The organism is Pseudaminobacter salicylatoxidans, from assembly GCF_003148475.1.
Taxonomy (GTDB): domain Bacteria; phylum Pseudomonadota; class Alphaproteobacteria; order Rhizobiales; family Rhizobiaceae; genus Pseudaminobacter; species Pseudaminobacter salicylatoxidans.
In genome coordinates, this window is sequence record NZ_QGGG01000011.1 from 20,218 (window position 1) to 33,772 (window position 13,555).

Genomic DNA, 13,555 nt, shown 5'->3' on the forward strand with positions numbered 1-13,555 from the left:
CGTCATGCCCGGTGTCGCCAGACTGCCCCGCCCAGTTTCAGCGCATGGCCTCGACCAGCCCCCTGTCGGGGAAGCAGGTCGCGGCGCGGCCGTTCTTGGCCTGCCAATCGCCAATCGAGCGGCGCGTCTTGAAGCCGGGCAGGCCGTCGGCGCCACCGACATCGTAACCGACCTTCTCCAACCCTCGCTGCATGGCGGCAATGTCCGAGCGGTAAAGCTCGTCCACCTTGCCCCACTGCCCGGCGAACGACCTGTCGCCATAGGCGATGCGATCCGCTCCGTGAGCGATGAACAGCGCGTAGAGGTCGCTCTGGTTGTACTCCTTGAGCACATAAAAATTCGGCGTGACGATGAAGGCCGGGCCGTTGCGCCCAGCAGGCATGAGCAGGAAGCCCTCGGCGCGCATTTCGGCTGCCGGAAACGGCTTGCCGCCGACGCGCCTGATACCCATCGCCGCCCAATCGGCGATTTTCCGTCCCCTGTCCGGCCCTTCGAGCGCGCAGGAAACGCCGGCAGGGACCGTCACCTCGAAGCCCCAGTCGCGGCCCTTCACCCAGCCGTAATGGGCGAGATAGTTGGCGATGGAAGCCAGCGTATCCGGCGTCGAATTCCAGATATCGGGATGGCCGTCGCCGTCGAAATCCACCGCATGCCGCAGATATTTCGACGGCATGAACTGCGGCTGGCCCAGCGCGCCCGCCCAGGACGATTTCATCGACTTCGCATCCGCCAGACCACGCTCGACAATCTCAAGTGCCGCCAGCACCTCGTTGCGAAACATCTCCTTGCGGGTCGCCATGAAAGCCTTGGTGCCCAGCACCTCAAAGGCATTGTAGGGGATTTTCGCGGTGCCGAAGCCGGATTCCCGCCCCCAGATCGCCAGCACCACCTCGCCCGGCACGCCAAAGCGCTTTTCGATCGCCGCCAGCGTTCTTGCGTTCCGCGCAGTGCGCGCCCGCGCGCCGGCGGTGACGCTGCCGAGCGGCCCGAAATAATTTCCCGGCGAGCCGAACTCGGCCTGATGCTGCTTCTTCGGCGTCTTGGGCCTGGTGCCGGGCATCACGAGGTCCGGCAGCTTGAGATTGGGCTTTATGCCGGCAAAGGCGGCATCGAAGGTCTTTTGGGAGATGCCACGTTTTCGAGCCTCGGGCCACAGGTCGCTTTTCAGCCAGACACGGAACTGGTCGTCGATCTGCGCTGCGGCGGCCGGAGTGAACGACGCCAAAGCGGACAGGATGAAGGCGATGATCGCAAGGGTAAAGGCTCCACGTTGCCCCCCTCTGCCCTGCCGGGCATCTCCCCCACAAGGAGGGTGATTGGCGGTTGCCGCGTCGGGGTCCTCTCTGCCACGCCAGCGCCTTGCGAAAGACGCAATGAAGACCGGTCTCTTCCCTCGCGGGAGAGACAGTTGGCAGGGCAGTGGGAGGCCTCGCAGCACGCTAAGCTGGAAATTCATCTTCCCCCCTTGCCCGCAAAATGCGTCAGAAAGCCGTCCGCGATTTCAATGCCGCCGCCAGCGTCCCCTCATCGAGATAGTCGAGTTCGCCGCCGACCGGCACGCCGTGCGCCAGCCGCGTCACCTTCACCTCGAAGCCGGCGAGCTGGTCGGTCAGGTAATGCGCCGTGGTTTGGCCCTCGACAGTCGCGTTGACGGCAATGATGACTTCCGTGATCGCGCCTTCGGAGACACGCTGCACCAGCTGCCTGATGTTGAGCTGGTCGGGGCCGATGCCGTCAAGCGGCGACAGCGTGCCGCCGAGCACATGGTAGAGCGCGTTCATGGCGCCGGCGCGCTCCAGCGCCCAGAGGTCGGCCACTTCCTCCACCACGATGACGGTCGTCGGATCGCGGCGCGGATCGGTGCAGACCGTGCAGGGATCGACCGTATCGACATTGCCGCAGGTGGAGCAGACGCGCACTTTTTCCACCGCCTCGCCCATGGCAGCGGCCAGCGGCGCCATCAGTTGCTCCTTCTTCTTGATGAGATGGAGCGCGGCACGCCGCGCCGAGCGCGGCCCCAGCCCCGGCACCTTGGCAAGGAGCTGGATCAGGCGTTCGATTTCAGGGCCGGCGATTCGCTTGGACATTGGCGGTTTTATAGAGCGAATAGCGAGTGGCGAATAGCGAAAGGGAACGTGACATCGCCCCCTGTTCGCTACTCCCTATTCGCCACTCGCTCCTTCTCAGAACGGCAGCTTCATGCCGGGCGGGATGGGCAGGCCGGCGGTAAGCGCCTTGGTCTTTTCCTGCATGGTCGCCTCGACCTTGGTCTTGGCGTCGTTGTGCGCGGCGATGATCAGGTCCTCGAGGATCTCGACATCGTCTTCCTTGAAGAGCGACGGGTCGATCTTCAGCGCCTTCATCTCGAACTTGCCGGAGATCGTCACCTCAACCAGCCCGCCACCGGCCTGGCCGGTGGCTTCGAGCGAAGCGATTTCTTCCTGCATGGCCTGGAACTTGGCCTGCATCTCCTTTGCCTTGCCCATCAGGCCCAGCAAATCCTTCATGGTGATAGTCCTTCGTGTTGGTCAGTTCTCGTCGTCGTCTTCGGCCGGCGCCTCGACCGGCATATCGATCTCCATGCCCTCGGCTTCCGGGGCATCGGGAATGCGCACGTCGATGATCCTGGCGCCCGGAAATCTGGCGAGGATCGCAGCCACCGTGGGGTCGGAGCGGGCGTCGAGGAATGCGTTCTCGCGCTTTTCCGTTTCCGTCTCCGCCAGCGTCTGACCACCGGCCTCGCGCGACAGCGCCACCATCCAGCGGCGGCCGGTCCAGGCTTCCAGCTTGCTCTTGAGGTCGCCCAGAAGCGTCTTGGGCGCGTCGTCGGTGAGGTTCACGTCGAGCCGCCCCGGCTCCACCTTCACCAGCCGGACACAGCGCTTGACGAGCACCTTCAGCGCCATATCGCGATTGGCGTCGGCCAGCCCGGCGATATCGGCCAGCGACCGGACCGGCACGGCGGGCGTTTCCTCGACCGCCGGCGGCGCGAAGGCCATCGGCGCGGGCTCGCTCGCCACCAGCCGCATAGTCTGGCCGCCGCCATTGGTCGTCTGCAACACCGTCTGGGAGACGGCATGGGCGCTGCCGCCCCCGCCGCCCGAAGGCTGCGGCGAGCCGGAGGGCCGCGGGGCCGCGCCATTGGGCAGCGGCGCGCCATCGCCAAGCGATTTCAACGCCTCGTCCAGAGTCGGCAGGTCGGCGGCGTGCGCCAGGCGGATCAGCACCATTTCGGCGGCGCTGATCGGCCGGTTGGACGATTGCACCTCGGGAATGCCCTTGAGCAGCATCTGCCAGCTGCGCGACAGGACCCTGACCGAGAGCGTCTGCGAAAATTCCAGCCCGCGCACGCGCTCGTCCTCGCTGAGCGCGGCATCCTCGGCGGCCGAGGGCACGAAACGCATGCGGGTGACGAGATGGTTGAATTCGGCAAGGTCGGTCAGCACCGCCACCGGGTCGGCGCCGACGTCATATTGCGCGCGCAGGTCCTGAAGTGCCGCGGCGACGTCGCCCGACATCACATGTGCGAACAGATCGACGATGCGGGCGCGGTCGGCCAGCCCCAGCATGGTCCGCACAGCCTCGGCCGTGACATTGCCCGCGCTATGGGCGATCGCCTGATCGAAAATCGATTGCGCGTCACGCATGGAGCCTTCGGCCGCGCGCGCGATCATCGAAAGTGCCGCATCTTCCGCCTCGATGCCTTCGAGGCCGGCGATGCGGCTCAGGTCGGCCTTGATCATCGCCGCATCGATGCGGCGCAGGTCGAAGCGCTGGCAGCGCGACAGAACCGTGATCGGCACCTTGCGGATTTCGGTGGTGGCGAAGATGAACTTCACATGCGGTGGCGGCTCTTCCAGCGTCTTCAGCAAGCCGTTGAAGGCCTGCGTGGAGAGCATGTGCACTTCGTCGATGATGTAGACCTTGTAGCGCGCCGAAACGGGCGCATAACGCACCTGCTCGATGATGTCGCGGATGTCGTCGATGCCGGTGTGCGAGGCCGCGTCCATCTCGATCACATCGGGATGGCGGCCTTCCATGATGGCCTGGCAATGCTCGCCCGGCACCGACAGATCGACGGAGGGCTGGTCGGTTTCGGCCGTCTTGTAGTTCAGCGCGCGCGCAAGGATGCGGGCGGTGGTGGTCTTGCCCACCCCGCGCACGCCGGTCAGCATCCAGGCCTGCGCGATGCGGCCGGACGAGAAGGCGTTGGTCAGGGTACGGACCATCGGCTCCTGGCCGATCAACCCGGTGAAATCGGTGGGACGGTATTTGCGCGCGAGCACGCGATAGGCGCCGGCGGCCTTCGTCTGGGGGTCGTTTCCGGCTTCGCTCATCCGCTCTTCAGGTGCTCCATGGGCCGCTTCGGGAACCGGCCGATTCCTGCAACAGAGTGTTCCCGCAGGCTTACGTGCCGTCAACCGGCGGCGAACCAAGGCGGGCAATCGGCGAAGAGGTGGGAGGCTGGAACAATGACCCGTTCCGGGCTCGTTAGGGCTGCTTCCTTCCGGACCTGACCCGGTTGGCGAGTGGACCGTCCACCACCAACCTCCCGCTCCCCATATCGGCAATTGTGCAATTAATTGCAAGAGCGATGGATAAATCGCCCCATGAAACATTCTGTCTCATGAAACGCTTGCAGGCCGCAGGCTGCCACTCTAGCTTTCCGTCAAACACGAGGAAACACACATGGCACCGTCGGGGCTCAAGGCTGGATTCGAACTGGATGCCAGGCTGGAGGCGGACAGCGAACCCCTGATGTGGCTGGGTTTGTGCGAGTTGCGCATCATGAACGATCGCCGGTGGCCCTGGCTGGTGCTGGTGCCGCAGCGCCAGGACATCGAGGAGATCCATGATCTTACCCCGCTCGACCAGGCGATGCTCACTTTCGAAGCCAACACGGTGGCGCAGGCGCTGAAGCGTGTGACGGGCTGCAGCAAGATCAACACCGGCGCGCTCGGCAACATCGTGCGCCAGCTCCACGTCCATGTCGTGGCGCGCAGTGAAGGCGATCCCGCCTGGCCGGGCCCGGTATGGGGCCACGGCATACGCGAACCCTATCCCCGCGCCGATCTGCACGGCTTTTGCCAGAAAATCCGCTCGGCATTGCGATAAATTCCATGCTCGATTCGACACCAGGGACGCAGTTTCGCCTGTTCGATGCGCCCGAGCGCGAGCCGAGCCAGCTCGTTGGCTTCGCCGGCAATCGCATCGACCGGCAGGCCGAAAGCCGCGATGAGCAATCCATCCGGCGGGCGCTGGCCGATCCGGCCGCCCGCGTGATGCTGATGCGCGAAGGGCGCCTGCACATCAAGCTCATTGGCACGGCGTTCGACCCCTATCTGACGCTCGACGAGGCGCGGGCGCTGGATGCGCGGATGGAGGATGCCGTGCTGCTCGGCCAAGCCGGTTCCGGACCAGTTCTGGCCGCTCCGGCCGGGCGTGCGACGGACGCGTTGCCGGACACCATGAAGGCGATCGAATATCGCTCCATCTATGTGCAGGGGCTGATCGACCCCGAGGGGCTGGGCGCCATGGCGCAGGGCGCATCGCTGCTTGCCTGGCATGCCACACACCGCTTCTGCAGCCGCTGCGGCCACAACACCGAAAGCCGTATCGGCGGCTACAAGCGCGTCTGTCTGAACTGCAATGCCCAGCATTTCCCACGCACCGACCCGGTGGCTATCATGCTGACGGTAACGCGGGACAAATGCCTGCTCGGCCGCAGCCCGCATTTCGCGCCGGGCATGTATTCGGCTCTGGCCGGCTTCATCGAGCCCGGCGAGACTATCGAGGCAGCGGTGCGTCGCGAGACTTTCGAAGAAGCCGGCATCCGGCTCGGCCGCGTCGTCTACCATGCCAGCCAGCCCTGGCCCTTCCCCCACACACTGATGATCGGCTGTTTCGGCGAGGCGCTGAACGAGGACATCCATGCCGATTTCAACGAGCTGGAAGATTGCCGCTGGTTTGCGCGCGGCGAGGTGCGCGACATGCTGGCTCGGACGCATCCGCAGGATCTTGCCGTTCCTCCGCCCGGCGCCATCGCCACCCATCTGATCCGCTACTGGACAGAGAACAGTTAAGCTCAGGATCATTTTACCTGACTTCTGTCAGATAACTATTGCCGCCCGCCGGATACCTGACTAAAATCAGGCAATGGACAGATCGAAAATCGCGCAAATCCGCAGCTTCAACCGCGTGGTCACGCGCCGCGTCGGCGCGCTGGAGGAGAGCTACCTCAGTCGCGGCCGGCCGCTCAGCGAGGCGCGGCTTCTCTTCGAGATCGGGCCGGACGGAGCCGCGCTGGGCGTATTGCGCGCGCGGCTTGGGCTCGATTCCGGCTATCTCAGCCGCATGCTGCGCTCACTTGAAGCGCAGGGCCTCGTCACGGTCGAGCAGCAGGAAGGCGACGGCCGCAGCCGCCACGCGACGCTGACCGCCAAGGGCCGCGAGGAACTTGGGGCTTATGACGCCCTCTCCGACGGTCTTGCCAGCTCAATGCTCGAGGCGCTGTCAGAAAACGCGCGGGACCGGCTTGTCGCCGCGATGGCGCAGGTCGAGCATCTTTTGACCGCCGCATCCATCACCATCAGCGAAGAAGACGCAAACTGCGCCGATGCCCAGCAATGCCTGGCGCTCTATGTCGGCGAGCTGGCAACACGTTTCGAGACAGGTTTTGACACCAGCAAGGGAAGCACCGCGACCGGCGACGAGTTCACCCGCCCTCGCGGCTGCTTCCTGATCGCACGGCTCGACGGAAATCCGATCGGCTGCGGTGCAGTGCGCATGCTTGACCCCGCGACGGCAGAGATCAAGCGCATGTGGGTTTCACCGTCCACGCGCGGGCTGGGGCTGGCCAGTCGCATGCTGCGCCGGCTCGAAGCCGTCGCTTGCGACCTGGGCGCGCAAACGGTGTGCCTCGACACCAACGGGTCGCTAACGGAGGCGCGAGCCCTCTACAGCCGCGAAGGATATGAAGAGGTCGCGCGCTTCAACGACAACCCCTACGCCGATCACTGGTTTTCAAAGCCGTTGTAGGCACCTGAAGGCTCGGCGCTCCGCTAGAGTGCATATGGCAAGCCTACCCCCACTCCGTCGCCTTGCCCCGCGATAGCATGAGGGAATAGCCGCATCCGATAGCCCTGGTCTCAGGCGTCGGCGTCCTGCGTGGCGCGGAACTCATTGGCCGGGTAGACGCCGAGAATACGCACCTCGCGCGAGAAGAAGCGCAGCTCCTCCAGAGCATTCTTGACGCTCTGGTCGTCGGGGTGGCCTTCCACATCGGCATAGAACTGCGTGGCGGTGAAGGCGCCGAGCTGGTAGCTCTCCAGCTTGGTCATGTTGACCCCGTTGGTGGCAAAGCCGCCCATGGCCTTGTAGAGCGCGGCCGGCACGTTGCGCACGCGAAAGACGAAGGTGCTGACCATCGGCACGCCGTCCTTACGCTCGGCCCACTGCCTGGTCTTGGACAAAACGACGAAACGGGTGACGTTGTTTTCCGTGTCCTCGACGTCTTCCTCGATAATGTCGAGACCATAGAGGTCGGAGGCCAGGCGCGGCGCGAGCGCGGCCATCGACCGGTTCTGCATTTCGGCCACCAGCTTGGCCGCACCTGCCGTGTCACCGGCCACCATCGGCTTCCAGCCGTTCTTGCGGATATATTTACGGCACTGTCCCAGCGCATGGATGTGGCTGTGGACGGTCTTGATCTCCTCGCGCTTCACGCCCGGCAGCACCATGAGCTGGAAGTGGATCGGCAGGAAATATTCACCCACGATGTGCAGCTTCGATTCCGGCAGGAGATGGTGGATGTCGGCAACGCGACCGGCGATCGTGTTCTCGATCGGGATCATGGCGAGATCGGCCTTGCCGGTCTCCACCGCATTGAACGCATCCTCGAAGGTCGGGCAGGGCAACGGCTCCATGCCCGGATAGACATTGCGGCAGGCGGTGTCGGAATTCGCGCCCGGCTCGCCCTGGAAGGAAATGCGGTTGGTCTTTTCAGCCATGGTCAGGCCCTGTCTTGATTGGAAAGAATTTCGCGGGCGCGCTCAAGGTCTTCGGGCGTGTCCACGCCGAGAGGCACGGAGTTCACGATCTCGACGTCGATGCGCATGCCGGCCTCCAGCGCGCGAAGCTGCTCCAGCCGTTCACGCTTTTCGAGCGCAGAAGGCTTGAGCTTGACGAAGCGTTCGAGGGCCGCGCGGCGATAGGCATAGAGCCCGATGTGATGATAAAGCGGCCCCTCGCCTGACGGCGCGGTGGCACGGGTAAAGTAAAGCGCGCGCAACCGGCTTTCCGCGAGCGGGGAACCGACGACCTTCACCACGTTCGGATCCGTCTTTTCCTCTTCGCGCGTAATCTCCACGCAGAGCGTGGCGATATCCACCTCGGGGTCTTCGAGGGGCTTGAGCACGGCGGCAATCGTTTCAGGCTCGATGGTGGGCAGGTCGCCCTGCACGTTGATGACGATTTCGACGTCACCTTCCACATCGAGCGCCGTCAGCGCCTCGTAGATGCGGTCGGAACCCGATTCGTGATCGGTCCGCGTCATCACCGCCTCATGGCCATGCGCGCGCACGGCCTGGGCAATTCCGGCCGCGTCGGTGGCCACCACCACGCGGCCCAGCCCGCTCGCACGCGCACGGTCGGCGACCTGGACGATCATCGGGCGGCCGCAGAGGTCGGCAAGCGGCTTTCCGGGCAGGCGCGTGGCCCGCAAACGGGCGGGGATCAGGATGAGGTGCGACATGAGGATTCCTCAAGGTCCGAGAAAACGACGGTGGAAAGTGGCAAAACGTCTCACTGGCTGCGCTCTTATAGGTGTTGCAACGGGCGAGCAAAAGACCTAGTTTCCGCCAAATTCTGCTGGCTCGGCCGGCAAAGGGATAATGCCGTCGGTTGCCTGGAAAGAGGGTTTTTCCGGGAAAAAGCCGATAAATGGAGCCAGGGGCGAATGGACTCATTGGAATTCAACAAAATTGTCGGCGGCCTGCTGGGCACCGTTTTCGTAGTATTCTCCATCTCGCTGCTCTCTGACAGCATCTTCGCTTCGTCCGCTCCCGAAAAGCCGGGCTTCGCCATCGAGGCGGCTGAGGCCGAGGCGTCCGCAGGCGGCGAGGCCGCGCCGGCCGCCAAGCCGATCGCCGAGCTGCTCGCCAGCGCCGACGCGAAGGCCGGCGAATCCGTGTTCAAGAAGTGCCAGGCCTGCCACTCCGGCGAAAAGGGCGGCCCCAACAAGGTCGGTCCGGACCTGTGGGACATCGTGGATCGCCCGGTCGCCGAACATGGGGGCTTCTCCTACTCGGCCGGTATGAAGGATTTCTCCAAGGGCGGTGAAACTCTCTGGACCTACGACAACCTGGACCATTTCCTCACCTCGCCGAAGGGCTTCGTGAAGGGCACCGCGATGGGCTTTGCCGGCATCAAGAAAGATGACGAGCGTGCCAACCTGATCGCCTATCTGCGCACCCTGTCGGACAGCCCCAAGCCGCTGCCCGAGGCAGGCGCTGCCCCCGCCGCCCCGGCTGAAGGCGAAGCGCCGAAGGAAGGCGCGGCTCCCGAGGCGCCGGCCGAAGGTGGCGCAGCCCAGCCGGCACCGGCGCAGTAACGAAATAATCATCGCCAGATCATGAAAAAGCCGGGTTCAGCCCGGCTTTTTTGTTAGACTTTCCATCGGAACCGGCGGAAGCGCAGTGCGCAGCTTCCCTCACCTGTTCCGGGCGCTAGATTGGGCAACAGATTGCGAGGTTGGATATGCGGGCAGGGCTTGCGCGAATCATCGGTACAATCGGCATCGTGCCGGCCATGCTTGCGGCAAGCCTCCTCACCGCCTCCGCCGACGAATGGCGCACGTCTTCAACGCTCGGCGCCGAGTCGAGATACGGCAGCGATTTCCAGCGATACGATCACGTGAACCCCGACGCGCCCAAGGGCGGCACGCTGAATTCGGTCGCCAGCGGCACCTATGACAGCTTCAACCCCTATATCGTGCAGGGCGCTCCGGCGGCAGGCTTTGCAGAATTCGGCGGCGGCCTGCTCTATGAAACGCTGATGGAGCAATCGCTCGACGAGCCGGGCGTCAGCCATGCGATGATCGCCGAAGCCTTCAAATATCCGGATGACTTCTCCTCGGCCACCTATCGCCTGAACCCGAATGCCAAATGGCACGATGGCGAGCCGATTACCGTCGACGACGTCATCTGGTCCTTCAACATGCTGAAGGCCAACAGCCCGCGCTACAATCGCTACTACGCCGATGTCATCGAAGCGGTGGCGGTGTCCGATCGCGAGGTCGAGTTCCGATTCGACCAGAAGGGCAACCGCGAGCTGCCCAAGATCATGGGCGATCTCGTGGTGCTACCCAGGCACTGGTGGGAGGGCACCGACAAGAACGGCAAGAAGCGCGACATCACCCGGCCGACGCTGGAGGCCCCATTAGGGTCCGGCGCCTACAGGATCGAACGCTTCAAGCCGGGCTCGGAGATCGTCTGGGCGCGCGTGCCGGACCATTGGTCGGCCAATCTCGGCGTGAATGTCGGCCGCAACAATTTCGACCACAAGCGCTACACCTATATCCAGGACGACAACGCCGCATGGCAGGCCTTCACCAAGGGCGGCTATCAGGACATACGGTCGGAAAACAGCTCGCGGCGCTGGATGACCGAATACAATTTCCCAGCCGTCAAGGCAGGCGATGTGCTGAAGAAGGAGTTCACGGCCACCGCCTTCGTGTTCATGCAGGGCTTTGCCCTCAACATGCGCCGGCCACAGTTCCAGGATCGCCGCGTGCGCGAGGCGCTGACCCTGGCCTTCGATTTCGAATCGATGAACCGCACGCTGTTCTACGGCCAGAACACCCGCACCTCCAGCTACTTCGTCGGAAGCGAGTTGGCGTCGAGCGGCCTGCCCACGGGCAAGGAACTGGAAATCCTCGAACCCTATAGGGACCAGTTGCCACCGGAGCTGTTCACCCGCGAATTCAAGCTGCCCGCCTACGACAACCCGCAGTCCGAACGGCAATATCTGCGCCAGGCGGTCGGGCTGTTCGCCGAAGCCGGCTGGAAGATCAGCAACGGCAAGATGGTCAACGACAAGGGCGAGCAGTTCAGGATCGAATTTCTGGGCAGCGGACCGACTGACGAGGTGATCTCGAACTCCTTCGTCGGCACGCTGCGCAAGATCGGCATCGCCGCCTCGCTGCGCATCGTGGACACCTCGCAATATATCAATCGCATCAACGACTTCGATTTCGACGCAACAACCACGATCCTCAACCAGTCCAACTCGCCCGGTAACGAGCAGCGCGATTTCTGGAGCTCCAAGGCCGCCGATACGCCCGGCTCGCGCAACCTGATGGGAATCAGGAACCCGGTCGTCGATGCGCTGGTCGAGCGCATCATCTATGCGACCGACCGCGACGATCTGGTTGCCGCCACCCATGCGCTCGACCGCGTGCTCCTGTGGAACTACTACACGATCCCGCAATGGCACCGGACCAAGCAGTGGATCGCCTACTGGAACAAGTTCGGCATGCCCGAAACGCAACCGGAATATACCGGCGCCGATACCGATTCCTGGTGGATCGACCCGGAAAAGGAAAAAGCGCTGGCTGCAAAATACAAGGGCGCCAATTGATGGGTCCCGTTCTTTCGCGGCGCGATTTCCTCGCATTCGGCGCGGCTGCGGCACTTCTGCCCGATCTCGCCTCTGCCGCTTCCCCGACGGGCGCGAAACTGCACGGCCTGTCGGCCTTCGGCGACCTGAAATATCCAGCCGACTTCACGCATTTCGACTATGTCAATGCCGATGCGCCCAAGGGCGGAACCTTCATCTTCTCGCCGCCCAACTGGGTCTTCAACCAGAACCCGCTGACCTTCAATACGCTGAACACTTTCGTGGCCAGGAGCGACGCGCCGCCACGCATGGAAATGTGCTTCGATTCGCTGATGGCGAGTGCGCTGGACGAGCCGGACGCGCTCTATGGGCTGATCGCCGAAGGCGTCACCATCTCGGACGACCGCAACAGCTTCGAGTTCTCGTTACGACCTGAAGCCCGCTTCCATGACGGTTCGCCGCTGACTGCGGAAGACGTCGCCCATTCCTTCAAACTGTACAAGCAAGACGGCCATCCCAGCCTGCTGTTGCCGCTCAGCCAGATGACCGAGGCGGTGGCTGTCGATCCGCATACCTTCCGCCTGACCTTTTCAGGCAGGCAGCCGGCGCGCACCATCCTCGGGGTGGCCGGTTTTCCAATCGTATCGAAGGCCTATTTCGAGGCCAATCCCTTCACCAGCGCCAATATGAAGCCGCCGCTCGGCTCCGGTCCGTACAAGGTAGGTCGTGTCGTGCCTGGCCAGACCATCGAGTATGAGCGCGTCGAGGACTATTGGGCACGCGACCTGCCCGTCAATCGCGGGCTCTACAATTTCGACCGCATCCGCATCGAGTTCTACCGCGACCGGCAGGCCGGCTTCGAAGCCTTCAAGAAAGGCGACGTGCTCTATCGGCAGGAATTTACTGCCCGCGTCTGGGCGACCGGCTACGACTTTCCCGCGCTGAAGGAAGGCAAGGTCGTCAAGCGCGAGTTCCCCGCCGAGAAACGTCCTTCGATGCAGTCCACCGCCATCAATGAGCGGCGCGAACGTTTTCGCGATCCACGCGTGCGCAAGGCGATTGCCATGTGCTTCGACTTCGAGTGGACGCGTCGCAACCTGTTCTACGGTTCCTACGAGCGTGCGCAGTCCTGCTTCGAGCGCTCGGACTACCGGGCGGACGGACTGCCCTCGCCGGCGGAACTGGCGCTGCTGGAACCGCTGCGCGGCAAGATCCCCGACGAAGCCTTCGGCGAGGCCGTCATCCAGCCTGTTTCGGACGGCACGGGCCGGGACCGCAAGCTGCTGGGGGCGGCGTTGAAACTGCTCGGCGAAGCCGGCTGGAAGCGCGCGGGGCAGTTCGTGCAGAACGGCAAGGGCGAGAGACTGACGGTGGAACTGCTTGTCGATGACCAGGACTGGATTCGCATCCATTCGCCCTGGGTCGAGAATATGAAGGCCATCGGCATCGATGCCTCGATCCGGGTCGTGGATTCGGCGCAGTACACCAACCGCAAGCTCGAATTCGACTTCGACCTGGTGACCATGGCCCAGTCCTTCACCGCAACGCCGACCCGCGACGAGATCGAAGCGACGTTCCATTCACGCGCGGCCACCCTGTCCGGCTCGAGCAACCTGGCCGGCATCGCCGATCCCGCCATCGACGCGCTTGTGGAGGCTGCCGGAAGGGCGGAAAGCCGTGAGGACCTGATCACGGCGCTGCGTGCGCTGGACCGGGTCTTGCGCGCGCGTCTCGACTGGATTCCAAATTGGTATCTTCCGAATCACCGGGCGGCGTTCTGGGATATGTTCGGCTTCAAGGAACCCAAACCCGACTTCGGCTTCCCGGTCGAAGCCATGTGGTGGTTTGACAAGGACAAGGCGGCAGCGATTGGCAAGGCTTAGACTTCCACTCCAGGCAAGGGATGGCTCTTGGCATTACCCCCGCCTGTCATTGGCGA

Annotated in this window: 12 protein-coding genes and 1 other RNA gene; 6 read left to right on the forward strand and 7 right to left on the reverse strand. The window is 63.8% G+C overall.

Annotated elements, in window-relative coordinates:
- Positions 1-37 precede the first annotated feature (37 nt).
- From C7441_RS15405 to ffs, 5 genes are all read right to left on the reverse strand, one after another.
- The gene (locus tag C7441_RS15405; RefSeq protein WP_109613652.1) at positions 38-1,225 is read right to left on the reverse strand and encodes a lytic murein transglycosylase; all 1,188 of its coding nucleotides are present in this window, start codon (positions 1,223-1,225) and stop codon (positions 38-40) included.
- A 256-nt stretch (positions 1,226-1,481) separates the two neighbouring features.
- Complete coding sequence (gene recR, locus C7441_RS15410; RefSeq protein ID WP_019172660.1) at positions 1,482-2,087, reverse strand: recombination mediator RecR; 606 nt, start codon at positions 2,085-2,087, stop codon at positions 1,482-1,484.
- Between the two features lie 96 nt (positions 2,088-2,183).
- Complete coding sequence (locus C7441_RS15415; protein ID WP_019172659.1) at positions 2,184-2,507, reverse strand: YbaB/EbfC family nucleoid-associated protein; 324 nt, start codon at positions 2,505-2,507, stop codon at positions 2,184-2,186.
- Between the two features lie 21 nt (positions 2,508-2,528).
- Complete coding sequence (locus tag C7441_RS15420; protein ID WP_109613653.1) at positions 2,529-4,337, reverse strand: DNA polymerase III subunit gamma/tau; 1,809 nt, start codon at positions 4,335-4,337, stop codon at positions 2,529-2,531.
- 119 nt (positions 4,338-4,456) lie between these two features.
- An RNA gene (ffs, locus tag C7441_RS15425) (signal recognition particle sRNA small type) lies at positions 4,457-4,553 on the reverse strand.
- A 136-nt stretch (positions 4,554-4,689) separates the two neighbouring features.
- Here ffs and C7441_RS15430 point away from each other — a divergent pair.
- From C7441_RS15430 to C7441_RS15440, 3 genes are all read left to right on the forward strand, one after another.
- The gene (locus tag C7441_RS15430) at positions 4,690-5,115 is read left to right on the forward strand and encodes an HIT domain-containing protein (protein WP_109613654.1); all 426 of its coding nucleotides are present in this window, start codon (positions 4,690-4,692) and stop codon (positions 5,113-5,115) included.
- A 5-nt stretch (positions 5,116-5,120) separates the two neighbouring features.
- Entirely contained in the window at positions 5,121-6,083 is a 963-nt protein-coding gene (gene nudC, locus C7441_RS15435; RefSeq protein WP_109613655.1) for an NAD(+) diphosphatase, read from the forward strand.
- Positions 6,084-6,156: 73 nt separating this feature from the next.
- Positions 6,157-7,038: a bifunctional helix-turn-helix transcriptional regulator/GNAT family N-acetyltransferase gene (locus C7441_RS15440; RefSeq protein WP_109613656.1), complete on the forward strand. Its 882-nt coding sequence runs from the start codon at positions 6,157-6,159 to the stop codon at positions 7,036-7,038.
- Positions 7,039-7,148: 110 nt separating this feature from the next.
- On the opposite strand, the gene C7441_RS15445 is transcribed toward C7441_RS15440, so the two are convergent.
- Positions 7,149-8,009: a prephenate dehydratase gene (locus C7441_RS15445; protein WP_109613657.1), complete on the reverse strand. Its 861-nt coding sequence runs from the start codon at positions 8,007-8,009 to the stop codon at positions 7,149-7,151.
- A 2-nt stretch (positions 8,010-8,011) separates the two neighbouring features.
- Positions 8,012-8,752 carry a 3-deoxy-manno-octulosonate cytidylyltransferase gene (locus C7441_RS15450; protein ID WP_109613658.1) on the reverse strand — a complete coding sequence of 247 codons (741 nt, stop codon included), beginning with the start codon at positions 8,750-8,752 and terminating at the stop codon, positions 8,012-8,014.
- Between the two features lie 204 nt (positions 8,753-8,956).
- On the opposite strand from C7441_RS15450, the gene C7441_RS15455 reads away from it, so the two are divergent.
- The 3 genes from C7441_RS15455 to C7441_RS15465 all read left to right on the forward strand — a co-directional run bounded on the left by C7441_RS15455 (position 8,957) and on the right by C7441_RS15465 (position 13,499).
- A complete protein-coding gene (locus C7441_RS15455) occupies positions 8,957-9,610 on the forward strand; it encodes a c-type cytochrome (protein WP_109613659.1) in 654 nt (217 codons plus the stop codon).
- A gap of 146 nt (positions 9,611-9,756) precedes the next feature.
- On the forward strand, positions 9,757-11,637 hold the full coding sequence (locus C7441_RS15460; protein WP_109613660.1) for an extracellular solute-binding protein: 1,881 nt from the start codon (positions 9,757-9,759) through the stop codon (positions 11,635-11,637).
- Positions 11,637-13,499, forward strand: a complete 1,863-nt coding sequence (locus C7441_RS15465; RefSeq protein WP_109613661.1) for an extracellular solute-binding protein — start codon at positions 11,637-11,639, stop codon at positions 13,497-13,499. The genes C7441_RS15460 and C7441_RS15465 overlap by 1 nt, the downstream gene beginning before the upstream one ends.
- Positions 13,500-13,555: the final 56 nt, after the last annotated feature.